The following is a 24,196-nucleotide window of genomic DNA, read 5'->3' as shown; positions in this document are numbered from 1 at the left end:
GAGGAGGAAGGAATGGGCGTCGAGATCGAGCGAAAGTTTCTGGTCACGCGCGAGCTGTGGCGGCCGCGCAACGACGGCGTCGCCTTTCGCCAGGGCTATCTCTCGCGCGCCGAGGATCGCGTGGTACGCGTGCGTATCGCCGGCGGCGCCGCCTTTTTGACGATCAAGGGCCGAACCTCCAACGTCACCCGCTCCGAGTTCGAATATCCCATTCCCGTCGAGGATGCGCAGATCATGCTCGATCGCCTCTGCGAGCGGCCGCTGATCGAGAAGACGCGCTATGAGGAAGTGTTCGGCGGCCATATCTGGACCGTGGACGTGTTCCTGGGCGAGAATGACGGGCTCATCATCGCCGAGATCGAGCTCGGCTCCGAGGAGGAGAACTTCGACCGCCCCGGCTGGCTCGGCCGCGAGGTCTCGGGCGATCCACGCTATTTCAACTCTGAATTGTCGAAGCGGCCCTTCGGCTATTGGGATGCGCCATAACGGCTCCGAGCCCCCGCTTCGACAAAGCCCCCGGAAATCGGCTAAAGATCGCTCTCCCTCGAGAAAGCGAATCAAAAGCCCATGACCATCCGCCTGCACACGGGCGACCTGCCGGACGGCGCCGATCTCGGCCCCGTCGTCGCCATAGACACGGAAACGCTCGGCCTCAATCCGCATCGCGACCGGCTCTGCCTCGTCCAGCTCTCCGGCGGCAACGGCGACGCCGATCTCGTGCGCATCGCGCCGGGCCAGACCACGGCGCCCAATCTGACGCGCATGCTCGCCGATCCGAAGGTGCTGAAGCTCTTCCATTTCGCGCGCTTCGACATCGCCATTCTGGCCAAGACCTTCGGCGTGATGGCGGAGCCCGTCTATTGCACCAAGATCGCCTCCAAGCTCATCCGCACCTACACGGATCGCCATGGGCTGAAGGATCTCGTGCGCGAATTGCTCGGCGTCGAAATCTCCAAGCAGCAGCAATCCTCCGACTGGGGCGCGGCGACGCTCTCGGACGCGCAGCTCGCCTATGCGGCCTCGGACGTGCTCTATCTCCATGCGCTGCGCGAGAAGCTCGACGCCATGCTGGCGCGCGAGGGCCGCGCCGATTTCGCGGCCCGCTGCTTCGAGTTTCTGCCGACGCGCGCGCGGCTCGATCTCGCGGGCTGGCCGGAGACCGATATTTTCTCGCATGAGTGACGCCTCGAATTCGCCATGCGGCCGGCGTTATCTCGCGGCGGCGGCGGAGCGTTTTCGAGCGTGGGCCGGAACCCGGATCGAGGATGACGCGCAGAATTGGCGGGCAGAATTAGAATGAACGACGCCTCGTCGCAGACCGACAGACGCGATCGGCTCGCCTCCATCATCGCGCCGAGACGCGACGCCATTCCGCAGGCGCGGCGCCATTCCCAGCGCGTCGCCCGGCTGCGGCGCTGGCTGCTGTGGGGCAGCGGCGCGATCGTCGCCGCCGTGGCCGTGGGCGTGGCGCTTCATTCTCTGCGCTTTCTGCCGGCGGATCTGCGCTTCTCACGCATCGCCATGCAGGGCACGCGCATCACCATAGAGAGCCCCAAGCTCGTCGGCTATCGCAAGGACGGCCGCCCCTATGAGCTGCGCGCCCGCACCGGCATTCAGGATATCGCCAAGCCCGATATGTACGAGCTGGAGCAGCTCGAGGTGCATATACAGAGCGACAATGAGACCAATGTCGTGCTGACGGCGGAACATGGCCTCTATGACGCCAGGGTCGACCGCGCCGATCTCTCCGGCGGCGCGCGCGTCGTCGACGGCAAGCATTATGATTTGCGCACGGAAGCCGCGGTCATCGATTTTCGCGGCAATATCGTCACCTCCGACCATCCGACCAGACTGACGCTGGACAAATCGGTGGTGACGTCGCAATCGGTCGAATTTTCGCAGAACGAGCGGCGCGCGACATTCTCCGGCGCAGTGCATACGACGCTTCCCGGCGACGACGACGCTGGCGCGGCGGAAGGATCGTCTCCATGAAAATGATCGCCAACAAAATAATCACGTTGAAAGTGATTCCCGTCTTCACGGCCGCGCTTCTGGCCGCAGCGCCGCTCGCCGCCAAAGGCCGCTCCGGCGGCATTCTCCCTGGCGCGAGCGCCAAGGACCCGGTCGACATAGACGCGGGCAAGCTCGACTATTTCGACAAAGAACAGAAGCTCGTCTATTCGGGCAGCGTCGTCGTCGTGAACGGCCCTTCCACGCTGAAGGCCTCGCGCCTCATCCTGCTGCTCGACAAGCCGCAGCAGAACCAGGAGAGCAACGGCGGCAGCGACCGCGTTCGCCACATAGACGCCGAAGGACCGGTGACTCTGGTCTCCAAGGATCAGATCGGCACGGGCGATCGCGGCAGCTACGACCGCAGCGAGAACAAGGTCTATCTCTTCGGCAATGTGACGCTCACCCAGGGCGACAGCGTCGTGAAGGGCGACAAGCTCATCTATGACACATCGACCGGCCAGGCGACTGTCGTGGAGAAGCCCGGCCAGCGCGTGCGCAGCATCTTCACGCCCAGCGAGGCCAAATCCAACGAGGCCAAGCCCAACGACGCCAAGAGCGAGAAGAAGGAGAAGAAGGAGCCCGCTCCCGCCGCCGAGCGCCGCGCCGACTGAGCGCGCTCAGCGCCGATACACGCCGACCAGCGCCGTCTCCTCGAGCAGGACCTCATTGGCGGCGCGCTCCACCTCGAGACAGCTCGGCTCCTTGCGCGCGACGGCCAGCGAGGCCGTGGACAAGGCGAGCAGCCGGAAACGATAGCGATGCGCGCCATGGCGCGGCGGCGGACATGGCCCGCCATAGCCGGAGCCCTCGAAATCATTGATCCCCTGCGAGAAGCCGCGCTGCGGCCCTGGACGCCCGGCGCCTTCCGGCAGTCCTGTGGCGTCGCGCGAGAGATCATAGACCGCCCAATGGCGCCAGACGCCGGCCGGCGCGTCTGGATCATCGCAGAGCAGCACGAAGCTCTTGGTCTGCGCGGGCGCGCCGCTCCAGCTCAGCGGCGGCGAGACATTGGCTCCGTCGCATGTGTATTTGCGCGGTATCTCCTCCCCATGGGCGAAGGCCGACGATAGCAGCCGCATATTACGCTCCTGTCGTGAATTTCTCCGCCGGCGCGACAGCGAGGCCGAGCGCCGCGGCGACGGCGGCGTTGACGATCTCCCCGCGCGCCACTGTGAGGCCGGCGGAAAGATGCGGATCGTCACGCAAGGCGCCGATCCCTTTGTCGGCGAGCGCGAGCACGAAAGGCAGAGTCGCGCTGGCGAGCGCGAATGTGGAGGTGCGCGGCACGGCGCCCGGCATGTTGGTCACGCAATAATGCACGACGCCATCGACGACATAGGTGGGATCGGAATGCGTCGTCGGCCGCGATGTCTCGCAGCAGCCGCCTTGATCGATCGCCACATCGACGATGACGGAGCCGGCCTTCATGCCCGCGACCATGCCGCGGCTGACGAGCTTGGGCGCCGCAGCGCCCGGAACCAGCGCCGCGCCTATGACGAGATCGGCGCGCCGCACCAGCTCCGCTATCGCCGTCGGCGTCGAGAATATGGTGCGCGGCGCATTGCCGAAGCGCGCCGAGAGGCGCCGCAGCGGCTCGGCGCCGCGATCGGCGACGATGACGCTCGCGCCCATGCCGAGCGCGATCATCGTCGCCTGCGTTCCGACGGTCCCGGCGCCGAGAATCAGCGTCTCCGCCGGCGGCGCGCCCGGCGCGCCGGAGAGCAGCACGCCGCGCCCGCCCATGATCTTCTCGAGGCAGCGCGCGCCCGCCTGCGGCGCCAGCCGCCCGGCGATCTCCGACATGGGCGTCAGAAGCGGCAGACCGCCGAAGGGCGAGGTCACGGTCTCGTAAGCGATGCAGATCGCGCCGGAGCGCATGAGATCGAGCGCCTGCGCGCGATCGGCGGCGAGATGCAGATAAGCGAACAGCAGCTGCCCCGGCCGCAATCGCGCGCGCTCCTGCGCCAGCGGCTCCTTCACCTTCACGATGAGATCGGCGGTGGCGAAAATCGCCTCCGGCCCTTCTGTCAGCGCGGCGCCCGCAGTCTGAAAATCGCCGTCCGAAATGCCGGCGCCGACGCCGGCGCCGCTCTCCACCATGACGAAATGCCCGCGCTGCACGAGCTCGTAGACTCCCGCCGGGGTCAGCGCGACGCGAAACTCATTGTCCTTGATTTCCTTGGGCGCGCCGACGCGCATCGGGCTCTCCGATCATGCGAGCGGCGAGAAGCGATCGAGAATCTCGATCACCTCCGCATCCTCGATCTGGCGAAAATTCTCGTAGAAGAAGCCGATCGCGCCGAAGCTCCGATAATCCTCGAGGCAGACGATCGCATCGGCCTCGTGGCGCAGCGCTACGAGCGCATCGGTGGGCGCGACGGGAATGGCGAGAATGAGCCTGCGCGGCTGCAGCGCGCGAACCGCGCGCAACGCCGCGCGCGTCGTCGCGCCGGTCGCGACGCCGTCGTCGACGACGACAGCGAGCTTGCCGACGACATCCGGCCGCGCCCGCCCGCGCAGATAAGCGCCGCGCCGTCTCTCGAGCTCGGCGCGCTCACGCGCGCAGACGGAATCGAAGACGGCTTCCGTCACTTCCGCGGCGTCGATCACATCCTCATTGCGCACGATGATCGGCGCGCCGCCATTGGCGATCGCGCCCATCGCCAGCTCCGGCTGATAGGGAACGCCGATCTTGCGCACCAGCACGAGATCGAGCGGCGCCTTCAGCCTTTCGGCGATATGCGCGGCGACGGGAACCCCGCCGCGCGGCAATGCATAGACGACGCAAGCTTCGCCGACATGCGCGGCGAGCGCATCGGCGAGGCGGCGACCTGCGTCGTCACGATCTCGAAACGGCATGGCTCGCCTGCTCCGGCGCGGATGCGCGACGCCTTCGATATAGTCGGCCGCCGCCGCGATGCGAGGGCGCGCTCACGACGGCGCGCGCTCGCCGAGCGGCCGCACTGCGCTCGCTTGCGGGCCATCCTCCGCGTCTTCAGGCACATAGCGCACGCGATCGCCACGCTCGAGCGCATCGAAGCCCGCGCCTTCGACGCTATTGCGGTGAAAATAGAGTTCACGTCCATCCGCGCTTTCTAAGAATCCATAGCCATCCTCGCGCATCAGCCGGCGCACGACGCCGAGCGCGGGCTCGGCATGCTGCTTCACATGGCCCTCGAGGCGCCGCACCTGATCCTGCAGCCGACGCCGCGCGCGCTTGAAAGCGTCATTGATCGCGAAATCGAAATCCTGATAGCGCTCGTCCTGCGGCGGCGTGCGCTCGACGATCGCCTCGCGCCCATCCGGCAGAGCGAGACGAATGTTGATCTCATATTGCCCGCCCGTGTGATGACGCGCGCTCGGCGCCTTGACCACGATGCGGCAAGCGGTGACGCGGCCGAAACGCGTCTCCAGCTCGTCGATCTGATGCGCGATGCGCGCCTGCGCCTGTGGCGAGGCCTCCATGCCCTGAAAGTCGATTTCCGGCGTCGTCTGCATGGCCGAGCCTCCGTTCTGGTGACGCGAATTTCGTCGCCGCTCGCGAGAGCGGCGCGATAGATAGATAGGGCGTGCCGAGGAGTCGCGCCGCCGGCGGAAGGATGCGCATCATGACGACGCCCATCGCCGAGTTCGAGATCGCCGTCGGGCCGCGCCGGCTCGGCGGCTCGCTCGCAGTTCCAGAAGATGCGCAGGGCTCGATAATCTTCGCGCATGGCTCGGGCTCGTCGCGCTTCAGCCCGCGCAATCGCTTCGTCGCGGCCGCGCTGCGCGAGAGGCGCCTCGCGACATTGCTGATGGATCTGCTGAGCGAGGAAGAAGCCGAGGACCGCCGCAACGTCTTCGACATTCCCTTGCTGGCCAGCCGCGTCGTCGAGGCGATCGACTGGGCCACGATCGAGCCACTGCTCCGCAATCTGCCGATCGGCCTCTTCGGCGCCAGCACGGGCGCGGCTGCAGCTCTCGTCGCGGCAGTGGAACGGCCGCAAAAGGTGAAAGCGATCGTCTCGCGCGGCGGACGCCCCGATCTCGCGGGCCACGCGCTAGAGCATGTGCGCGCGCCGACTCTGCTCATCGTCGGCGGACTCGATTTCGAAGTTCTTAATCTCAATCGCATCGCGGCGAGACGCTTGGCCGACGCACGGCTCGACGTCGTGCTAGGCGCGACACATTTGTTCGAGGAGACTGGAACTCTGGAGCAGGCGGCCGCGCTCGCGGCGGAATGGCTGGCCGAGAAATTGGCGCGGCGCGATCGAAGCGAGAGGTTCGCATGACCACGCTGGCCGAGACGCAACCTCATCTGAAGCGTCTCTTCGAGCGCATCGATCTCGCGCCGCGGCCGATCGGCGTCGAAACGCGCCACGCGCTCGAGCATTGGCGCGCCTCGCGCCGCGGCGTCGCGCCGACTTTCGCCGATGTCGTCGCCGATCTGCGCAATGGCGGCTTCGCCTTTCGCGCCGTGCCGGACGCCCGCGATTATGAGATCGTGATCGGCGCCAAGGCGGTGGCGCCGCTGCTCGGCGCCGTCGCGGAAGGCGCGCGCTTGAGCGAGGCGCCCAACCGTCGCGGCGCCGTGCGCCTGCGTCGTCTCTTCGATGAAGCCCTGCGCATCGGCGAGCCCGCACTCGTGGAATTCACGCTCGTCGAGAAAGGCCGCGACCGCGCCGGCGTCGAGCTGCTCGCAGCGCCGCTCGCGCTCGCCGATGGCGCGCTCGGCGCCGTGCTCGGCGCTCTGAACATTCAACGCTATGAGGCGCCGGCGCCGGCGCGTGAGCCGCCGCCTCCGGCGACAGACGAGGCGATCGTGCTGTTCGCGCTCGGCTCCAGCCGCGCGCTCGGCGAGCGCGTCGCGCGCGAGCTCGCGATCACGCTCTCGCCGCATGAGGAGCGCCGCTTCGAGGATGAGGAGCGCAAGACGCGGCCGCTCGTCGGCGTGCGCGACAAGGACGTCTATGTCCTCTCGAGCCTCGAGGGCGAGACGGGCGACAGCGGCGCCGACAAGCTCTTGCGCCTTCTCTTCTTCGTCGGCGCGCTGCGTGACGCCGGCGCCGCGCGCGTCACCGCCGTCACGCCCTATCTCTGCTATGCGCGCAAGGATCGCCGCACCAAGCCGCTCGACCCTGTAGCCACGCGCTATGTCGCGCAATTGCTGGAGGCGATCGGCGCCGATCGCATCGTCACGATCGACGCGCATAATATCGCGGCTTTCGAAAACGCCTTTCGCATAGAGGCCGTCGCGCTCGACGCGCAGGAGCTGCTCGCGCGCTATTTCGCGCAGCGGCTCGGCGCCGAGCCGGCGGCGGTCGTCTCGCCCGATCTCGGCGGCGAGAAGCGCGCCGAGCTGTTCCGCCAGCGCCTCGAGACCATGCTCGCGCATCCTGTGGCGAAGGGCTTCATGGACAAGCATCGCAGCATGGGCGAGATCGCCGGCGAGATTTTCGCCGGCGACGTGGCCGGCCGCACAGTGGTCATTCTCGATGATCTCATCAGCAGCGGCGGCACGATGGCGCGCGCCGCGCGCGCCTGCCGCGCCAATGGCGCGACGCGCATCTTCCTCGCCGCGACGCATGGCCTCTTCGCGCGCGACGCCGAGAACGCGCTGCGCGAGGCGCCGATCGAGGAGATCGTCGTCACCGACACGGTCGCGCCGAGCGAGGCCGTGGCGCTACGCTTGCGCGGGCGGCTGGTGACGCTCGGCGTCGCGCCGCTGCTCGCCGAGGCGATCGCGCGCCTCCATGGCGGCGGCTCCATAGACGAATTGCTCGACACTGGTCCGAAAGGCGCGCCATGACCGCAAATGCTCTCTTCGTCGATCTCTATGAGATCGCCATGCTCCGCGCCTATTTCGAGCTCGGCATGGCGGAGCGCCGCGCCACATTCGGCCTCTTCGTGCGGCGACTTCCGCCGGCGCGCAATTTCCTGCTCGCCTGCGGCCTCGCCGATGTGCTGAAAGAGCTGCAGGAGCTGCGCTTCGAAGAAGGTGACTTGCGCTATCTCTCATCGCTCGGCTTCGGGCGCGAATTTCTCGACTGGCTCGCGCGATTTCGCTTCACCGGCGACATTCGCGCGCTGCCGGAGGGCACGCCCTTCTTCGCCAATGAGCCCATTCTCGAGGTGACGGCGCCGATCGGCGAGGCGCAGATCGTCGAGACGCTGATCCTCAATCAGATCGGCCTGCAGACGATCCTCGCCTCCAAGGCGGCGCGCATGGTCTTCGCCGCGCGCGGACGCGCCGTGGTCGATTTCGGCGCGCGCCGCGCGCAAGGTTTCGACGCAGCGGTGAAAGGCGCGCGCGCTTTTCATATCGCCGGCGTCGCCGCCACTTCCGATCTCGCCGCCGGCAGAGCGCATGACATCGCCGTCGCCGGAACCATGGCGCACAGCTTCGTCGAGGCCTGCCCTTCCGAGGCCGCCGCCTTCGAGGCCTATGCGCGCATCTTTCCCGGCGCGACGCTGCTCGTCGACACCTATGACACGCTGGAAGGCGTGCGCAAGATCGTCGCATTGGCCAAAGAGATGGGCGCCGATTTCGACCTGCATGCGATAGGGCTCGACTCCGGCGACCTCGATGCGCTGTCGCGGCAAGCGCGGCGCATATTGGACGAGGCCGGGCTCACGCGCGTCGAGATCGTCGCGAGCGGCGGACTCGATGAAGCGCTCATCGATAGGCTCGCCGCCGCGCATGCGCCGATCGACGCATTCGGCGTCGGCACGGAAATGGCGGCCTCCACCGACGCGCCGGCGCTCGACATCGCTTATAAGCTCGTGGAATTCGCCGGCGAGGGGCGCATGAAGCTCTCGCCCGGCAAGCGCAATCTGCCGGGCCGCAAGCAGATCTTCCGCCAATTCCACGATGGCGTCGCGCTGCGCGACGTCATCGCGTGCGAGGACGAGCGCTACTCCGGCGTTCCATTGCTCGAGCCGGCGATGCGCGACGGCGAGCTGGTGAAGCCGCGTCCGAGCCTCGCCGACATTCGCGAGCATGCGCGCGCGGCGATGGCGGCGCTGCCGTCCGACGCCCGCGGCCTTTCGCCTTGCGCCGCTCCCTTTCCGGTGACGATCAGCATGCGCCTCGCCGAATATGAGCGTGAGGTTGAGGCGTCGCTCACGCGCAAGACGCCGCGCGCGCGGCCGCATCTCACACGATGCGCGTGAGGCGCTCACGCGCGAGCGCGAGATAGCGGCGCGCGAGCGGCTCCCATTTGTCCTTGTGACGCGGCGCGGGATCGAGCAGATGAGCGAGCGAGAGACGAACGCGCAGCAGCGCGCGGCATGCGCCATAGAGCGCGAACAGCGCGGGCGGCGGCGGCCCTGGCAAACGCCGCGCCGTGGCCTCGACAATGGCCGCGCCGATCTGCGGCGCGCCGAGCAGAGCGCATTCGAGATCGAGAAAGGCGAGCTCGTCGAAAGGATCGACCTGCCGCAATTCATCATTGAACTCGAGACAATCGAAAATCGCCAGCGGCTCGCAGAAGCAGATGTGCTCGGGCCGCAGATCGCCGTGTCCGTCGACGATGCGCCCTTCGCGCACGCGCGCCTCCAGCGCCGGCGCCTGCTCCGCCAGCAGGCTATCGATACGATCGAGCAGAGAGATCGCGTCGCAATGATCGAGCGCGAAATCGCGCAGCGTGACGATGCGGCGATTTTCCGCCTGCTCCCGCGAGAAGCGCGCGACATAATCCGACGCGGAAATCGTCGAGCGTTCGACGCCGACGTAGAAAATCGCGAGGCGCGTTGCGAGCGCCTCGATCCGGCGCGCATCGACAGCGCCGCTCACGAGCAGACGATCGAGCATCAGCTCGGCCGGCAAGCGCTTCATCTCGACCAGCCAATCGACGATCTCGCCCGCGCCGCCGATCGACAGTCGTCCATCGACGAGCGTGACCGGAACCACATCGAGATAGACATTCGGCGCGAGACGACGATTGAGCCGAAGCTCTGCGCGACAATCGGCCTCGCGCGCGCGTGGCGTCGAAAAATCCAGGAAGGCGAAGCGCACGGGCTTCTTCAATTTATAGACGCGGTCTCCCGCGAGGAACAGGCGAGACATATGTGTCTCGACGACATCGACGCCGGCGGGCGCGCGAGCGAGTCGGCGCTGCAGCTCCTGGGCGAGGCGATCGAATGGCGCTCGGTCTTGCGGCGAAGACATAGGCGGCTTCATTGGAGGGGGTCGCGATGATGCGAAAGAAGATAGGGCTGCGCTCGACCGACGCGCTGCTGGTCGTCGATCTTCAGCTCGACTTTTTTGCCGGCGGCAAGCTCGCGGTTCCGCGGGCCGAGGAGATTCTGCCGGTCGTCAACGACGTCATCGACGAGGCGCGCCGCTCCGGGACCCAGATCATCGTCTCGCGCGACTGGCATCCGCCGGACCATGTGAGCTTCGCCGCGCAGGGCGGCGAATGGCCGCAGCATTGCGTGCGCGGCACCAGAGGCGCAGAGTTTCACCCTGAGCTGCGCCTGCCGCCGGGCGCTCTATTCGTCTCCAAGGCCAAGCGCGCGGAGCGCGAGCAATATTCCGATTTCGACGGCACCAGCCTCGCCGAGGAGCTGCGCCGCCGCGCCATAGATCGCATTTTCATCGTCGGCCTCGCCGAAGATTTCTGCGTGAAATGCAGCGCGATCGACGCCGCGCGTCTCGGCTTCGAGACTCATGTGCTGCGCGCGGCCACGCGGCCGGTGACGCGCGAGGGCGGCGAGAGAGCGCGCGCAGAAATGCGCGCCGCCGGCGTGACGGTGATCGAGCCGCCCTGCGCCCCATATGACATCGATCACATCGCGAGGACGTAAGCCATGCCGGAGATCAATACCGACAAAGTTTGTTTCGTCATCGTCAAGGCGCGCGAGCTCGAGGCCGAGGATGAAGGAATGCGGCCGGACGCCTCCAATCCTTCCGACGACAAATTCGTGAGCGTGCTGACGGAGGAGGGCTGGTCGCCCAATCGCCGCGAGCTCGTCGAGTTCATCGAGGCGATGGACGATGACGAGCAGGCGGAGCTGGTCGCGCTCGTCTGGGTCGGACGCGGCGATTTCACCGCCGATGATTGGGATTCCGCCGTCATTCAGGCGAAGGAGCGGCGCAAAGGGCCGACCTCGAAATATCTGCTCGGCATTCCGCTGCTGGCGAGCTATCTCGAGGCCGGGCTCGACGAATTCGACGAGAGCTGCGAAGGCTTCGAGGACGATCGGCAGTAATTCAAAGACGAAAGCGCGCGACGAGCGGCGCGTGGAGCGAGCCGAGAATCGGGTCCGGCGCCGTCGCCTCGTCGGCGAGGCCGTCATTCGATATCGCGACCTCCTCACATCGCGCCGCGAGCGCGGGCGACGCCAATATCTGATCGATGAGCGTCTTGCGGCCGGCGTGAATCACGGTGAAGCGCGCGCGCTCCTCTATGCGCAGCGCGAGCGGAGCGAGACTGCGCGGCCCGACCGCGGCTTCTTCCGCGCCCCAGAGAATGCGCGCGGGCGCGTCATAGGCGTCGCAGTTGAGATCGCCGCAGACGGCGATGAGCGGCGCGGTCTCCACATCGAAAATGCGATCGACGAAGAGCCGCGCCTCCAGCGCCTGGCCTTCGCGCTTTTGCGCGGCGAGCCATTGGCCTTCCGCGAAGGCGCGGCTCGATTTGCGATCGGCCTCGCCCGGCAGCGGAACGGCGCGCGGCGCGCGCAAATGCAAATTCAGCACATGCAGCGCTGCGCCATCGGGGAGATCGACGCGCGCATAGAGAATGGGCCGCTCGAACAGAATGTCGATCGGCTGCGGGGCGCTCGTCTCCGCCGGCGGAGTCCAGCGCCAGGGCGCGATGATGTCGTGATAGAGCTGGCGATGCTCGACGATCGGCCAGCGCGAGAGCAGCGCGAGATTATGGATATCCGCGGGCGCGTCGCCGCCCGGACGCGAGGTCGTCGCGCGGAAGAAACGCGCATAGCCGCCGCCTTCGATAAGACGATCGAGCGCGATGAAGCGGCGCGGCGCATGCGCGGCCTCGCGCTGCGCATCGACTTCCTGAAGGCAGAGAATATCGGCGTCGATCGCCGCGAGCTGCGGACGCAGCACGGCGAGGCGCCGATCGAATTCGTCCTGCGCCGATGGCGACCAGTCCAAATTCTCTATGTTGAAGGTCGCGAGGCGAAAATGGCCCGCCATTCGTCGAAAATCCGTCTCTCGCCCTCTCCCGCGCGCGGCGGGAGAGGGAGATTGCCGTCGCCGCTCACGCGGCCTTTATATCGATATTCTTCTCGGATTTCTGCGCCTGCGCGGATTTGGGCAGATGCACGGTCAGCACGCCTTTGGCGAAGGTCGCGTCGATCTTGTCGGACTCGACATTCTCCGGCACGCGAAAGGCGCGACGGAAGGAGCCATAGCGACGCTCGGAGAGGAAATAGCCCTTGTCCTTCTCCTCACGCTGCTCCTTCTTCTCGCCGCTGATGATGAGAGAGCCATTGGAGAGCTTCACCTCGACATTCTTCTCGTCAATGCCGGGAAGCTCGGCGGTGATCTGATATTCCTTGTCCTTCTCGACGAGATCGACTGCGGGCGTCGCCGCCCAGCCGATGCCGAAGCGGCCGAAAGGCTCGAGATCGGGCGTCGCGCCCTTTTGGAAAGGCGCATCCTCGAACAAGCGATCGATCTGCCGCCGCAACGTCTCCAGAGGATGCCAGTCGAACAAGCCATAGTTCGGCGGCGTCTCCTTCGATTCTCTCACGGGAACTTTCGTCTGCGCTTCCGCCATTTCCGCCTCCTCTATCAAAATGGACGAGTCGCTGCGGCGCGCGCGTCGGCGCGCTCGCGCGACGCCTGTGACGTAGGAGAGCCGCGCGAAAAAACAATCGGCGCGGCGCGTCGGCGGAGCGCGGATGCGACGCGAAACGAACGAAAGCGAGGGCTTTCGCTGTGGCGCGACGCCATAGGCAAATTGTCGCGGCCGGTTATATTGCTCTCTAATCGAGCGCTATCCGATCCAATTGGATCGGATAGCGCTCTAGCTTCTCTCGTTGGGCGCGAATTCTGATCGATCGAACGATTCCGTTCGATCGGAAAGCGCGCGAATGGAGCGCTGCGACATGTCCGACGAGCCGACGCCGACCGAGGACGACATCATGCGCGCGCTGGAGGCGCGACTCGGACGGCTGCATGCGCGCCAGAGGCTCGGCATAGAGCGCGACCATGAAGCGCAAGTCTTCGGCCAGGGCCTCAATTTCTTTCACCCTGAAAATCTTGCCGCCTCGCCGCTGCTGATCCGCGCCGCGCTCACCGCCGTCGGACTCTACCGCCGCGGTCTCGCCAATGCGGAAAAGCTTCGGCTGCGCGAGAACGAGATCGTCAGCGCGCGGCTGCCGCGCGCCTTCGACGGCTTCGCCATTCTCCATTTGAGCGATCTGCATGTCGATATGTGCCCGGGCGCGATGGCGCGGCTGCGCGCGATGGTCGCCGATCTCGCCTATGATCTCTGCGTGCTCACCGGCGATTATCGCGGCGCGACACATGGGTCCCACACGGCGGCGCTGGACGGCATGGCGGAGCTGCGCGCGGCTTTGCGCGCGCCGATCCTCGCCGTGCTCGGCAATCACGACACAATATTGATGACGCCGGGCCTCGAACAAATGGGAATGCGCGTTCTGCTCAACGAATGCGAGACATTCGTCCGCGACGGCGCGCGCATTCATATCGCCGGCGTCGATGACGCGCATTATTTTCGCGTCGACAATATCGCCAAGGCCGGCGAGGCGATACCGCAAGGCGAATTCTCGCTGCTGCTCTCGCATACGCCGGAGATTTTCCGTCAGGCGGCGCATGCGGGCTTCGATGTTCTGCTCGCCGGCCATACGCATGGCGGGCAGATCTGCCTGCCGGGCGGCGTCGCGCTCACGCTCGACTCCGTGCTGCCGCGCGCCTATGGCGCCGGCGCTTGGCGATATCACGACATGCAAGGCTATACGTCGGTCGGCGCCGGCTCCTCCGTGCTGCCGGTGCGGTTCAATTGTCCGCCGGAGATCACCTTGCATCGGCTGCGGGCCGCCTGAGCGGCGAAATCGCCCGCGCATCTGGTCGAGCTTCGCGTCCGCCGCTAGAATATGACGGAGACGTGAAGGAAAGGGCGCAGGATGCAAGGCGGCAGGCGAGTTGCAGGCGCGGGCCTTCGAGGCTTTCGGACGACGGTCGTCGCGGCCCTGCTGCTCGCGGCCAGCGCCGCCGCGGCCTTGGCGGCGCTCTATCCGCGCGAGGCGCGGCGCTTCATGGCGGAGGAGGATTTTCGCCGCTATCCGGGCGCCGGCGTGCTGACCTGCCGCACGGAGGAAGGCGTGCCGGAGCGCGCCGCCGCCGCCTGGCTGATCGGCGATCGCGGCCTCGTCGTGCTCAACGCGCATAATTTCGTCGATCGCAAGCTGCGGCCGACGCATCCCATAGACGATTGCGCCTTCTCCATCGGCGAGAAGGAATACGCCTTCGACATCGACAGCCTGCGCTTCGGCTTCGCCCGCGACGCCAAATCGCTGAACATCACCGATGATTGGGCGCTGGTGCGCCTGCGCGATCCGGTGGACGCCGATATAGCGCCGCAGCCGATCCCCGACGGGCCGGCGCTGCCGACCGGCGTCGAGACTCTGCGCGTGGTGATGGTGTCGCCGGCCGGCCACTCCAATTTCCGCCGCGCGACCAGCATAGAAGAATGCCAGATTCGCCAGATCGACGCGCCGACGGAGGCGGGAATTCGCCGCGCGCGGCATGATTGCAACGATGGCTATGGCGGCTCGGGCTCGGGGATTTTCAGCGACGATGGACGGCTCATCGCCATGCACAGCGCCTCGCTGGATATGAATTCGCGCCGAGATTTCGACATGGAGCGCCATTTCGGCATGGCGCTGCTGTTCGAGGGCGAATTGCTGGACGCTATTCGCGCCAATCTTCGAGCGGACGCGCGCTGAGCGGCTTGAGAAATTTGATGACGGAATCACTCGAAGCCGATGGTGATTGGTCCGCGATCACCAGCGCGACCGAGCGCGATAGCTTGGAAAATGAGCTCCAGCGCGAACTATGCCCAACCCATACTTTATATGGAATTGGAGCTGTTGCTCTCGCCCGACGGTGGCGCAGGGATGATGATGTCTTGTTTTCGCTGAAGGACGGTCGGTTCGCCCAGGTGCATCTCACCTGGCGCTCGGAGGCCAGTCCGAAATGGCCGGCGACTGAAATCTATGCCAGCTTCGAGGAGCGGAAATCCGCCTCCGTCGAGGATCGTTAGCCAAGCGCATACTGCTATTGGAACTTGTCCACCCCGCGAAGAGCGCTTAGGGCGCGCCTCACGGCCCCGCGCGCGGCGGAATCGTGCGCAGCCAGAGGATGAGCGCATCGAGATCGCGCGGCGTCATCTTCGAGAAATGCGCCTTGGAGAGATTGGCCATCGTCGGCTTGAGCGGCTTGCCGTCGCGGCCGACGCCGGCGACGATCGCGGCCTTGATCTCCGCGTCGCTCCAGGCGCCGACGCCCGCCGTCGGATGCTGGGTGATATTGGCGCCGACCGCCGTTCCCGCCGGCGTGCGGAACAGCTTGCCGCCGGCGCCGAGCTTCTCCTTATGGTCGAGCGCGCCATTGGTCTCGCCGCTGTGGCATTCCATGCAGCGCGCCAGAGTCGCGACATAGAAGCCGCGCCGCAGCGGATCCTCGAGCGCGCTCTCCTCGAAAGGCGCCTCGGCGCCGGGAAAGGTCTCCGCCGTCTGCTCGCCGTCGCGGCGCTGCGCCGGCCGCGCGGCCTCCACCGGCGCAGCCGTGCGCAGAAAGGCGATGACCGCCTCGAGATCGCGCGCGGTCAATATGCGATAATATTCCGACGGCATGGCCGGCGCGAGACGCCCTTCCGGCCCGACTCCGGCGATTATCGCCGCCGCCAGCCGCTCATCGCTCCAGGAGCCGATTCCAGTCGCGGCGTCGGAAGAAATATTCGGCCCGCGCACGCTGTAAGTCTCGCCATTGAAAGTCTGCGAGCCGCCGGAAAAGCGCTTGTCGAGCCGATAGCCGTCGGGGCCGCGCGGCGTATGGCAATTGTCGCAGGCGGTCAGCGCCTCGACGAGATAACGGCCGCGATCGATATCCGCGGCGGCGGCCGGGCCGGCGAGGCAGAGCGGCAGCAAGGCGCGCCACGCCAGAGAACGCGCCCATGCGAGAGCAGAAGCAGAGAGCACAGCCTATCCGATAGCTCGAGAATGCCGCGCCAACATAGGCGGCGGCGCGCTCCGCTTCATTTCAAAAAAGTCTCGATTGCGCGGGTGATTTCTCCCATCGTCAGAACGGCCGCTCGCGGACGCGCAGATCGAACATGAGCCGCGAGAGCGCCTGCGAGCCGAAGAAAAACAGGCCGGCGACGATGACGATCTCCCCCGCCCCGAGGCGCGCCGGGCCGGCGATGGCGAGCAACGGGAGCAGCGCTTCCGGGATTTGATCGAGCCCCGGCGCGCGGCTGCTGGAAGGAAAGCCGAGCCGGCGCTTGACGAAGCTCGAGAAAAGATCGCCCGCCATGGCGAAAGCGCCGAGCAATGCGCCGATAGGAGCGGGAAAGCCGAGCAGCGGCGCGCAGCAGGCGGCGGCCAGAATGGCGAGAAGGAGCCCGCGCCAAGTCTTGGCGGGGCCGAGCAGCGGCCGCCCGTCGAGGAAGCGGGCGCCGCCGTCCACAGGCCGGGCGCAGGCGCCGCCGAGCAGCCTTTTGCCGAGCACGGGCGCGCCATTGGCGACGATCAGCAGAAGCAGCAGGCGGAGAATCAGGGCTCCATCCATGTCCTATCCCCGCAAACGCGCCAGGGCTCATGGCTCCTTCGGCAATATAGCGGAGGCGGACGCGCCGTCATGCGGGCCGATAATCGACTAATCTTGTTGACTTCTGGAGCGGCTCTCCTAGCATTTCCGCTATAGGATTCGCTCAGCAGCGCTCGCGAGGACGCCGATGACGAGCAATGTCGATTTCGTGTTCGTCGATCAGATCGCCGTCGGTCTTCTGGTGACCGAGGGCGAATGCAAGAGATTTTGTGGCGCCTCCTGGGCGCTGGCCGCGCTCGAGGGGGCCGTCTTCGCCGATCTCGAGGAGGCCGAGCGGATCGTCGCGCGGCATTTGCGCAGCCGCGGCGAGCACGGCGGCGCTGGATAGTTTCGCGAGAGCCCGGCCTTGTCGGAGCAAGAGCGGCTCTCTACATGAGCTGCGATATCCCGCCGCGCGGGAGAGCCTATAGTCTCCGAGGCTGGTCATGGGCGAGGGCGCAGCAGCGGCCGATGGCCCCGATTTCTCGCTCGGCGTCAGCGTCGCCGATATGGCCGACGGCGCCATTCTCTCGGGCCGCGTGGGCGCCGCGCCGGCGCTGCTGATCCGCCGCGGCGACGAATTCTCCATCATCGGCTCCGCCTGCACGCATTATCAGGGTCCACTCGGCGAGGGGCTGATCGTCGCCGACGCCATTCGCTGCCCCTGGCATCACGCCTGCTTCAGCCTGCGCGACGGCAGGGCGTTGCGGGCGCCGGCGCTCGACCCCATTCCCTGCTGGCGCGCCGAAAGACGCGGCGATCTCGTCTTCGCCATGGAGACGATCGATCCCCGGGCTCCAGAACGCACAGTCGCGCCGCCCACTCTCGGGCGCGTCGTCGTCATCGGCGGCGGAGCGGCCGGCCTCGCCGCCGCCCATGAGCTGCGCGAGCAAGGCTATTCCGGCGCGCTGGTCATGGTCAGCGCCGACGACGCCGCGCCCTATGACCGCCCCAATCTGTCGAAGGATTATCTCGCCGGCTCGGCGCCGGAAGACTGGCTGCCGCTGCGCCCGCGCGATTATTACGAGGAGCGGCGCATAGAGCTGCTGCTGGCGACGAAAGTGCGCGCGATCGACCCCGGCGCGCGGCTGGTGTCCCTCGAGCATGGCGAGCCGCTGCGCTATGACGCGCTGCTGCTGGCGACCGGCGCCGAGCCGGTGCGGCTGACGATTCCCGGCGCCGAGCTGCCGCATGTGCATTATCTGCGCAGCCTCGCCGACAGCCGCGCGCTCATCGCCGCGGCGGCGCGGGCCACGCGCGTCGCGGTGATTGGCGCGAGCTTCATCGGCCTCGAGGCCGCCGCGGCGCTGCGCGAGCGCGGGCTCGCGGTCCATGTCGTGGCGCCGGATGCGACGCCCATGCAGAAGACGCTGGGCGAGGACATAGGCCGGCTGGTGCGCGCGACGCATGAGGCGCATGGCATCGTCTTTCACCTTTGCGAGAGCGTCGTCGCCATAGGCGCGGATCATATCGCGCTGGCGAGCGGCGCGCGCGTTCCGGCCGATCTCGTGGTCGTCGGCGTCGGCGTGCGCCCGCTCACGAGGCTCGCCGAGGAGGCCGGTCTCGCCGTCGATCGCGGCGTTCTCGTCGACGAATATCTCGAAACCAGCGCTCCGAACGTCTTCGCCGCCGGCGATATCGCGCGCTGGCCGGATCGCCGCAGCGGCGAGCGGATCAGAATCGAGCATTTCGTCACGGCCGAGCGCCAAGGGCAGACGGCGGCGCGCAATATTCTCGGCGCGAAGGAGCCCTTCGAGGCCCCGCCCTTCTTCTGGAGCCGCCATTACGACATGACCATCGCCTATGTCGGACACGCCGGCGCCTGGGATCGCGTCGAGATCGTCGGCGACCTCGAGAAGAGAGATTGCATCGTCACCTATTTCTCGCGGGATCACAGAATGGCGACAGCGACAATCGGCCGCGATCTGGACAATCTGCGCGTGGAAGCCGAGCTGGAAGCGTCGACCGGCGGTTGAGCGAGCATAGTCTGCGCGCGGACGATGCATTCGACTTCGATTCGAGATATGCGCTCGGCCCATTCTTCTACCGAGCCATGGCCGGTTCTTTCGGGGATGGGCCCACAGCCTGGCGGAGCAAGTCAAACGGCGACGTCGACGGCCGCTCGATTTTCGAGCGTAGTTCTACGTAGCAGTCGCGACAAATATTTATGCCCAGATTTAGTGACGCTTGGTTAGGAATTAGTTGCGACGGGTAGAGCATTGATGTATACCCGCAAATGTCTTTGCGGTCGAAACGGCGCTGACTTGCCCGCCCCGAGCTTGCCGGGCTTCGCCCCGCCGACCGCGCCGTGTCAGGACTTCCGGCGCCGAAACGAGAAAGTGAAGAGTGATAGAGATGACATCGACGAACAACATCGAACTCGCGGCCGACATCGTTTCCGCCTATGTGAGCAATAATTCTGTTCCCGCCGGCGATCTTCCGGGCCTCATCAATGAAGTCTATGGCGCGCTCATGCGGGTCGGCTCCGGCGTCGTCGTCGAGCCGGCGGAAGCGCCCAAGCCCGCCATTTCGGTGCGCAAGTCGGTGACGAACGACTTCATCATCTGCCTCGAGGACGGCAAGAAGTTCAAGTCTCTCAAGCGCCATCTGCGCACGCAATACGGTCTCTCGCCGGAAGAATATCGCGAGAAGTGGGGTCTTGCGGCCGATTATCCGATGGTCGCTCCGAATTACGCCAAAGCGCGCTCCACCCTCGCCAAGCAGATGGGCCTCGGCCAGCAGCGCCGCCGCCGCGGCGGCCGCTGACCCCGAACGACCGACGAAGGCGCGCCGCGAGCTCGGCGCGCCCATAGGTTGCAGGCCGCGCCGCAGCCGCTTCGTCACATCGTATTTTTTAAATTCTTTCCGCCCGCTTTCGCCTAGAGCGAGGGTGTGCGAGGAAACGACGCCGGACCCGCGTCCGGCTCGCAACGCGGCTGCTTCGGCGGCCGCGGCCGCTCGATTGTTGTCACTTGAGGCGAATGGGGGAAGCTCATGCGGCGTATCGCAGTTGCTCTGTGCATTTCATTCATGGGTTGCTCGGCCGGGTCTGCGTACGAAACAGGGGGCTTGGCCAGCTTGTTCGATTTGAGTCCGCGTGGACAGCAGCAGCCGGCGGACGGCCGCCCGCAGGCGACCGCCGTCGCCCGCGAGATCGTGTCCTATCCCGGCGGCTACTCGCCCGGCACCATCGTCGTCTCGACCAATGAGCGGCGGCTCTATTATGTGCTCGGCAATAATCAGGCGATCCGCTATGGCGTCGGCGTCGGCCGGCCGGGCTTCGAATGGACCGGCACGCGCGTCGTCTCCAGCAAGCGCGAATGGCCGGATTGGACGCCGCCGGCGCAAATGCTGCGCCGCCGCCCCGATCTGCCGCGCCATATGCAGGGCGGCCTCACCAATCCGCTCGGCGCGCGGGCCATGTATCTCGGCGGCTCGCTCTACCGCATCCACGGCTCCAACGAGCCCGAGACCATCGGCCAGGCCGTCTCCTCCGGCTGCATCCGCATGACCAATGAGGATGTCGTCGATCTCTACGAGCGCGTGCGCGTCGGCGCGCGGGTCATCGTCACCCGCTGATCGCCGATCATCCTGCCCGCCACGAAAATGCGCGCCGCCCGCAAGGGTCCGGCGCGCTTTTTTTCATCGCTCGCCCGGACGGTCCCGATCGAGGCCCTTTTCCGCGAGCTCCTGCTCATAGGCGGCGAAATCCGCCGCGCCGCCGACGCCGAGCTCGTGGAGATAGCCCCAAGTGTAGATGCCGGTGTTGTGGAGATCGTCGAAATCCAGCCGCACGGCGTAATGGCCGACCGGCGCGACGCCGATTATGGCGACATTGCGCTTGCCGCCCACGGTCTTGCGCTCCTCCGGCGAATGGCCCTGCACCTCGGCCGAGGGGCTGCGCACCCGCAAATGCTCGGCCGAAAGATCATAGCTCGCCCCATTCTCGAAGCTCACTTTGAGCTTCCGCCCCTCTTCCAGAAGGCGTATCTCGCTCGGCCAAATATCCGCGTCGGCCATGGTCTTCTCCCGATCGTCTGGTCGGCCGTCCGCCCCGGCGCATCCATTGCTTGGGGCTTCACGCGCGGCCATTCCGTCAATATATAGGAACCTCCTTTGGAGCCTATACGCAGGACGGGACGCCGCAAACGGTCGACTATATGAATCCGCATCCGAAAATCGCCTATGATCCTCTGGCCCCCGCGCCGCTCGTCGACCCGTTCGGACGGGCCGTCTCCTACCTGCGCGTATCGGTGACGGATCGTTGCGATTTCCGCTGCGTCTACTGCATGTCCGAGCACATGCAATTTTTGCCCCGCCGCGACCTGCTGACGCTGGAGGAGCTGGACCGGCTCTGCACGGCCTTCATCGAGCGGGGGACGCGCAAGCTGCGCATCACCGGCGGCGAGCCCTTGATGCGCCGCGACATTCTCTCGCTGTTCGAGCGTCTCTCGCGTCATCTGATTTCCGGCCGGCTGGAGGAGCTGACGCTCACCACGAACGGCTCGCAGCTCGAGCGCTTCGCGCAGGCGCTGGTCGATTGCGGGGTCAAGCGCGTCAATGTCTCGCTCGACACGCTGGATCGGGAGCGTTTCCGACAATTGACGCGCACCGGCGACCATGAGCGCGTTCTCGCCGGCGTCGACGCCGCGCTCCGCGCCGGCCTCGAGGTGAAGCTCAACGCCGTCGCGCTGAAGGGCGTCAATGAGGACGAGTTCGTCGCGCTGACGCGCTTCGCCCATGAGCGCGGCATGGACATGACCTTCATCGAGGTGATGCCGCTCGGCGAGATCGACGGCGGCGAGCGCGTCGACCAATACATCCCGCTGACTTTGGTCCGCGAGCGCCTGGCCGAGCGCTTCACGCTCACGGAGATCGACTATCGCAGTGGCGGGCCGGCCCGCTACATGCGCGTCGCCGAGACCGGCGGGCGCGTCGGCTTCATCACGCCGCTCTCGCATAATTTCTGCGAATCCTGCAATCGCGTGCGCGTCACCTGCACCGGCACGCTGTTCATGTGCCTCGGCCAGGAGGACGCCGCCGACCTGCGCGCGCCGCTGCGCGCCGATCCGACCGACGCCTCGCTCAACGCCGCCATAGACGAGGCGATCGCCCGCAAGCCCAAGGGCCATGATTTCATCATCGACCGCTCGACGCGCGCGCCGGCCGTGGCGCGCCATATGAGCACGACCGGGGGATGATCCGGCGCCTCGTCACCGCCGCGGCGGCCATCGCCCTTCTCCTGTGCCCGGCCGCCGCCGAGCCGCGCCATTTGCGCGTCGCCAGCGAAGGCGCGCGGCCGCCCTTCAACTATCTCGACGCCAACAATCAGCTCGCCGGATTCGAGATCGATCTGACGCGCGAGATCTGTCGCCGCATAGCGGCCGATTGCGTCTTCGTCACGCAGGAGTGGGAGAGCCTGGTCCTCGGGCTCGAGAACCGTCAATATGATCTCGTCGTCTCCGCCATGGAGATCAATGAGGAGCGGCTGCGCAGAATCGACTTCTCCAAGCCCTATGCGCATACGCCCTCGGCGCTGATCGCGCAGCGCCAGTCGCCGCTCGCGAGCGCCGATCCGAAAGCGCTGCAGGGCGCGCGCATCGGCGTCGTCGCGGATGGGCCGCAGCAGGCCTATGCGGAGGACAAGCTCAAGGAGAGCGAGGTGCAGCGCTATGCGACGCTCGAGGCCGCCATGCTGGACCTCGCCGAGGGACGCGTGGACGTCGTGGCGGAAGACAAGCTCGCCGCAATGGATTTTCTGCACGAGCGCAAGGAAGGCCGCTGCTGCCGCATCATCGCCGATCTGCCGCAGGACGCGGCCTATTTCGGCGGCGGCTTCGGCTTTGGCCTGCGCAAGGGCGCCACGGCGCTGAAGAGCGCGATCGACGCGGCGCTCGACGCCATCGTCGCCGATGGAAGCTATCGCGCGATCCGCAGCAAATATTTCGATTTCGACATACGCTGAAACGGGGACGGCCGGCCTCGGCCTTGCTTCCTCGCTCTCGCATCTCACCCGCAGAGGACCGACAAATGACCGAGCTGACCGTCGCCTTCATCGGATTGGGCGTGATGGGCTATCCCATGGCCGGCCATCTCGTCACGCGCGGCGGGCGCAAGGTCGTCGTCTATAATCGCACGGCGGAAAAAGCCGAGCGCTTCGCCGCGCAATTTTCCGCGAAGACGGCGCCGACGCCCCGCCTCGCCGCCGAGGGCGCGGATTTCGTCTTCTCCTGCGTCGGCAATGACGATGATCTGCGCCAGGTGACGATCGGCGAGGACGGCGCCTTTCGCGCGCTGAATGCCGGCGCGGTCTTCGTCGACCACACCACCGCCTCGGCGGAGGTCGCGCGCGAGCTCTATTCTCACGCCAAAAAGGGCGGCTTCGGCTTTCTCGACGCGCCGATCTCCGGCGGCCAGTCCGGCGCCGAGAATGGCGCGCTCACGGTGATGTGCGGCGGCGACGCGGAGGATTTCGCCCGCGTCGAGCCCGTTCTCGCCGCCTATGCGCGCGCCAGCCGGCTGATGGGACCGTCCGGCGCCGGGCAGCTCACCAAAATGGTCAATCAGATCTGCATCGCCGGCCTCGTCCAGGGCCTCGCCGAGGCGCTGGATTTCGCCAGCCGCGCCGGGCTGGACGGCGCGGCGGTCGTCGATCTCATCAAGAATGGCGCAGCGCAATCCTGGCAGATGGAGAATCGCCACAAGACCATGCTCGCCGGCCAATATGATTTCGGCTTCGCGGTCGAATGGATGCGCAAGGACCTCGGCATCTGCTTCGCCGAGGCCCGCCGCAACGGCGCCAGCCTGCCGGTCGCCGCGCTGGTCGACCAATTCTACGCCGAGGTGGAGAATATGGGAGGCCGACGCTGGGACACGTCGAGCCTCATGGCGCGGCTGCGCCGATAGCTCGCAGTTCCGCTCGGCGCGGCGGCGGATGGCCCCGGCGCTCGAGAGCAGGAAGCGCGGGCGCGGCGGAGCGGGACGCGAATCGGAGCGCGCTTTCAAATCCTTCGGCGAGTGCTATGGTCGCGCCGGGCCTGGGGAGGTCCAGGTCGCGCTCTTTTGGTCCCTGAAGGGGCGGGGAGAGCGATGATGGGAGAAAAAAAATGAAAGCCAAGATCGTTTCGGGCTCGACCATCGCCGCGGCGGCGATCGCTCTGGCGCTCGCGGGCGGCGTTTCGACGCAGGCTTCCGCCAAGCATTCCAAACACGTCTGCAATATGGAAAAAGGCCAGTGCGGCGGCAAGACGAAGTGCATGACCAAAAAGGGCGTCTGCAAGCACCACAAGGGGCATAAAGCCTCCTGCAGCGCCAAGGGTTCCTGCGCCGGCCGTTGAGCCGATCGAAGCCGTCGATCGCGCGCCGTGCGGGGCGCGATCGATTCTCGCGGCGGGGGCG

At 66.6% G+C, this 24,196-nt stretch carries 30 protein-coding genes; 20 read left to right on the top strand and 10 right to left on the bottom strand.

The genetic code is table 11. The features are described 5' to 3' along the window. The first annotated feature begins 12 nt into the window (after positions 1–12). From ACT53T_RS13385 to lptA, 4 genes are all read left to right on the top strand, one after another. The gene (locus ACT53T_RS13385) at positions 13–486 is read left to right on the top strand and encodes a CYTH domain-containing protein (RefSeq protein WP_476161583.1); all 474 of its coding nucleotides are present in this window, start codon (positions 13–15) and stop codon (positions 484–486) included. Positions 487–567: 81 nt separating this feature from the next. Beyond that, the gene (locus tag ACT53T_RS13380) at positions 568–1,182 is read left to right on the top strand and encodes a ribonuclease D (RefSeq protein WP_476161582.1); all 615 of its coding nucleotides are present in this window, start codon (positions 568–570) and stop codon (positions 1,180–1,182) included. A gap of 114 nt (positions 1,183–1,296) precedes the next feature. Next, positions 1,297–1,992, top strand: coding sequence for an LPS export ABC transporter periplasmic protein LptC (lptC, locus tag ACT53T_RS13375; RefSeq protein WP_018267628.1), 696 nt, complete (start codon positions 1,297–1,299; stop codon positions 1,990–1,992). Beyond that, positions 1,989–2,624 (top strand): lipopolysaccharide transport periplasmic protein LptA, encoded by a 636-nt coding sequence (gene lptA / locus ACT53T_RS13370; RefSeq protein WP_476161581.1) that lies wholly within the window; start codon positions 1,989–1,991, stop codon positions 2,622–2,624. Before lptC ends, lptA begins: the two co-directional genes overlap by 4 nt. Positions 2,625–2,630: 6 nt before the next feature. On the opposite strand, the gene ACT53T_RS13365 is transcribed toward lptA, so the two are convergent. From ACT53T_RS13365 to ACT53T_RS13350, 4 genes are all read right to left on the bottom strand, one after another. Continuing rightward, positions 2,631–3,092 (bottom strand): YbhB/YbcL family Raf kinase inhibitor-like protein, encoded by a 462-nt coding sequence (locus tag ACT53T_RS13365; protein WP_476161580.1) that lies wholly within the window; start codon positions 3,090–3,092, stop codon positions 2,631–2,633. Position 3,093: 1 nt separating this feature from the next. After that, positions 3,094–4,212 (bottom strand): alanine dehydrogenase, encoded by a 1,119-nt coding sequence (gene ald, locus ACT53T_RS13360; RefSeq protein ID WP_476161579.1) that lies wholly within the window; start codon positions 4,210–4,212, stop codon positions 3,094–3,096. Positions 4,213–4,224: 12 nt separating this feature from the next. Beyond that, positions 4,225–4,872, bottom strand: coding sequence for a phosphoribosyltransferase (locus ACT53T_RS13355; RefSeq protein WP_476161578.1), 648 nt, complete (start codon positions 4,870–4,872; stop codon positions 4,225–4,227). A 72-nt stretch (positions 4,873–4,944) separates the two neighbouring features. Next, entirely contained in the window at positions 4,945–5,511 is a 567-nt protein-coding gene (locus ACT53T_RS13350) for a cold shock domain-containing protein (protein WP_400765592.1), read from the bottom strand. 110 nt (positions 5,512–5,621) lie between these two features. Between ACT53T_RS13350 and ACT53T_RS13345 the strand changes: the two genes are divergently transcribed. The 3 genes from ACT53T_RS13345 to ACT53T_RS13335 are packed head-to-tail and all read left to right on the top strand — an operon-like array spanning position 5,622 to position 9,165. Beyond that, positions 5,622–6,284, top strand: coding sequence for a dienelactone hydrolase family protein (locus tag ACT53T_RS13345; RefSeq protein WP_476161577.1), 663 nt, complete (start codon positions 5,622–5,624; stop codon positions 6,282–6,284). Further along, a complete protein-coding gene (locus ACT53T_RS13340; RefSeq protein ID WP_476161576.1) occupies positions 6,281–7,801 on the top strand; it encodes a ribose-phosphate diphosphokinase in 1,521 nt (506 codons plus the stop codon). Before ACT53T_RS13345 ends, ACT53T_RS13340 begins: the two co-directional genes overlap by 4 nt. Beyond that, positions 7,798–9,165 (top strand): nicotinate phosphoribosyltransferase, encoded by a 1,368-nt coding sequence (locus tag ACT53T_RS13335; RefSeq protein WP_476161575.1) that lies wholly within the window; start codon positions 7,798–7,800, stop codon positions 9,163–9,165. The genes ACT53T_RS13340 and ACT53T_RS13335 overlap by 4 nt, the downstream gene beginning before the upstream one ends. Here ACT53T_RS13335 and ACT53T_RS13330 read toward each other — a convergent pair. Continuing rightward, positions 9,149–10,162, bottom strand: coding sequence for a hypothetical protein (locus ACT53T_RS13330; protein WP_476161574.1), 1,014 nt, complete (start codon positions 10,160–10,162; stop codon positions 9,149–9,151). The two genes, ACT53T_RS13335 and ACT53T_RS13330, sit on opposite strands and share 17 nt — an antisense overlap. A gap of 26 nt (positions 10,163–10,188) precedes the next feature. On the opposite strand from ACT53T_RS13330, the gene ACT53T_RS13325 reads away from it, so the two are divergent. Together ACT53T_RS13325 and ACT53T_RS13320 are read left to right on the top strand one after the other, a co-directional pair. Continuing rightward, positions 10,189–10,800 (top strand): nicotinamidase, encoded by a 612-nt coding sequence (locus ACT53T_RS13325; protein ID WP_400765585.1) that lies wholly within the window; start codon positions 10,189–10,191, stop codon positions 10,798–10,800. Positions 10,801–10,803: 3 nt separating this feature from the next. Continuing rightward, a complete protein-coding gene (locus ACT53T_RS13320; protein ID WP_018267618.1) occupies positions 10,804–11,205 on the top strand; it encodes a DUF3775 domain-containing protein in 402 nt (133 codons plus the stop codon). Position 11,206: 1 nt separating this feature from the next. On the opposite strand, the gene ACT53T_RS13315 is transcribed toward ACT53T_RS13320, so the two are convergent. Both ACT53T_RS13315 and ACT53T_RS13310 read right to left on the bottom strand, forming a co-directional pair. Then, the gene (locus tag ACT53T_RS13315) at positions 11,207–12,157 is read right to left on the bottom strand and encodes an endonuclease/exonuclease/phosphatase family protein (RefSeq protein ID WP_476161573.1); all 951 of its coding nucleotides are present in this window, start codon (positions 12,155–12,157) and stop codon (positions 11,207–11,209) included. Between the two features lie 64 nt (positions 12,158–12,221). Further along, positions 12,222–12,743, bottom strand: coding sequence for an Hsp20/alpha crystallin family protein (locus tag ACT53T_RS13310; protein WP_026191602.1), 522 nt, complete (start codon positions 12,741–12,743; stop codon positions 12,222–12,224). A gap of 331 nt (positions 12,744–13,074) precedes the next feature. Here ACT53T_RS13310 and ACT53T_RS13305 point away from each other — a divergent pair, with 331 nt between their 5' ends. The 3 genes from ACT53T_RS13305 to ACT53T_RS13295 all read left to right on the top strand — a co-directional run bounded on the left by ACT53T_RS13305 (position 13,075) and on the right by ACT53T_RS13295 (position 15,254). Beyond that, the gene (locus tag ACT53T_RS13305; protein WP_476161572.1) at positions 13,075–14,034 is read left to right on the top strand and encodes a metallophosphoesterase; all 960 of its coding nucleotides are present in this window, start codon (positions 13,075–13,077) and stop codon (positions 14,032–14,034) included. Positions 14,035–14,115: 81 nt separating this feature from the next. Continuing rightward, positions 14,116–14,937, top strand: a complete 822-nt coding sequence (locus ACT53T_RS13300) for a trypsin-like serine peptidase (protein ID WP_476161571.1) — start codon at positions 14,116–14,118, stop codon at positions 14,935–14,937. Between the two features lie 17 nt (positions 14,938–14,954). After that, complete coding sequence (locus ACT53T_RS13295; protein WP_476161570.1) at positions 14,955–15,254, top strand: hypothetical protein; 300 nt, start codon at positions 14,955–14,957, stop codon at positions 15,252–15,254. A gap of 58 nt (positions 15,255–15,312) precedes the next feature. Here ACT53T_RS13295 and ACT53T_RS13290 read toward each other — a convergent pair whose 3' ends face one another. Both ACT53T_RS13290 and ACT53T_RS13285 read right to left on the bottom strand, forming a co-directional pair. Beyond that, complete coding sequence (locus ACT53T_RS13290; protein WP_476161569.1) at positions 15,313–16,191, bottom strand: cytochrome c; 879 nt, start codon at positions 16,189–16,191, stop codon at positions 15,313–15,315. A 100-nt stretch (positions 16,192–16,291) separates the two neighbouring features. Next, complete coding sequence (locus ACT53T_RS13285) at positions 16,292–16,780, bottom strand: CDP-archaeol synthase (RefSeq protein WP_476161568.1); 489 nt, start codon at positions 16,778–16,780, stop codon at positions 16,292–16,294. Positions 16,781–16,946: 166 nt separating this feature from the next. On the opposite strand from ACT53T_RS13285, the gene ACT53T_RS13280 reads away from it, so the two are divergent. The 4 genes from ACT53T_RS13280 (at position 16,947) to ACT53T_RS13265 (ending at position 20,377) form a co-directional block, all read left to right on the top strand. Then, a complete protein-coding gene (locus ACT53T_RS13280; RefSeq protein ID WP_018267611.1) occupies positions 16,947–17,147 on the top strand; it encodes a hypothetical protein in 201 nt (66 codons plus the stop codon). Positions 17,148–17,244: 97 nt separating this feature from the next. Continuing rightward, positions 17,245–18,774 carry an FAD-dependent oxidoreductase gene (locus tag ACT53T_RS13275; protein ID WP_476161567.1) on the top strand — a complete coding sequence of 510 codons (1,530 nt, stop codon included), beginning with the start codon at positions 17,245–17,247 and terminating at the stop codon, positions 18,772–18,774. A gap of 379 nt (positions 18,775–19,153) precedes the next feature. After that, on the top strand, positions 19,154–19,564 hold the full coding sequence (locus ACT53T_RS13270) for a Ros/MucR family transcriptional regulator (protein ID WP_020493755.1): 411 nt from the start codon (positions 19,154–19,156) through the stop codon (positions 19,562–19,564). A 228-nt stretch (positions 19,565–19,792) separates the two neighbouring features. Next, the gene (locus ACT53T_RS13265) at positions 19,793–20,377 is read left to right on the top strand and encodes a L,D-transpeptidase (protein ID WP_400765570.1); all 585 of its coding nucleotides are present in this window, start codon (positions 19,793–19,795) and stop codon (positions 20,375–20,377) included. 63 nt (positions 20,378–20,440) lie between these two features. Here the strand turns inward: ACT53T_RS13265 and ACT53T_RS13260 are convergent, their stop codons facing one another. Continuing rightward, the gene (locus ACT53T_RS13260) at positions 20,441–20,818 is read right to left on the bottom strand and encodes a gamma-butyrobetaine hydroxylase family protein (protein WP_018267607.1); all 378 of its coding nucleotides are present in this window, start codon (positions 20,816–20,818) and stop codon (positions 20,441–20,443) included. A gap of 140 nt (positions 20,819–20,958) precedes the next feature. Here ACT53T_RS13260 and moaA point away from each other — a divergent pair, with 140 nt between their 5' ends. The 4 genes from moaA (at position 20,959) to ACT53T_RS13240 (ending at position 24,135) form a co-directional block, all read left to right on the top strand. Next, positions 20,959–21,999: a GTP 3',8-cyclase MoaA gene (gene moaA / locus ACT53T_RS13255; RefSeq protein WP_476161566.1), complete on the top strand. Its 1,041-nt coding sequence runs from the start codon at positions 20,959–20,961 to the stop codon at positions 21,997–21,999. Further along, positions 21,996–22,763, top strand: a complete 768-nt coding sequence (locus ACT53T_RS13250; protein ID WP_476161565.1) for a transporter substrate-binding domain-containing protein — start codon at positions 21,996–21,998, stop codon at positions 22,761–22,763. Before moaA ends, ACT53T_RS13250 begins: the two co-directional genes overlap by 4 nt. A gap of 65 nt (positions 22,764–22,828) precedes the next feature. Beyond that, positions 22,829–23,704 carry an NAD(P)-dependent oxidoreductase gene (locus ACT53T_RS13245; RefSeq protein ID WP_476161564.1) on the top strand — a complete coding sequence of 292 codons (876 nt, stop codon included), beginning with the start codon at positions 22,829–22,831 and terminating at the stop codon, positions 23,702–23,704. A gap of 200 nt (positions 23,705–23,904) precedes the next feature. Next, the gene (locus ACT53T_RS13240) at positions 23,905–24,135 is read left to right on the top strand and encodes a hypothetical protein (protein WP_018267602.1); all 231 of its coding nucleotides are present in this window, start codon (positions 23,905–23,907) and stop codon (positions 24,133–24,135) included. Positions 24,136–24,196: the final 61 nt, after the last annotated feature.

The sequence above is a fragment of the Methylosinus sp. DMC45 genome (genome assembly GCF_056313885.1).
This window is presented reverse-complemented; position numbering and strand designations above follow the sequence as displayed.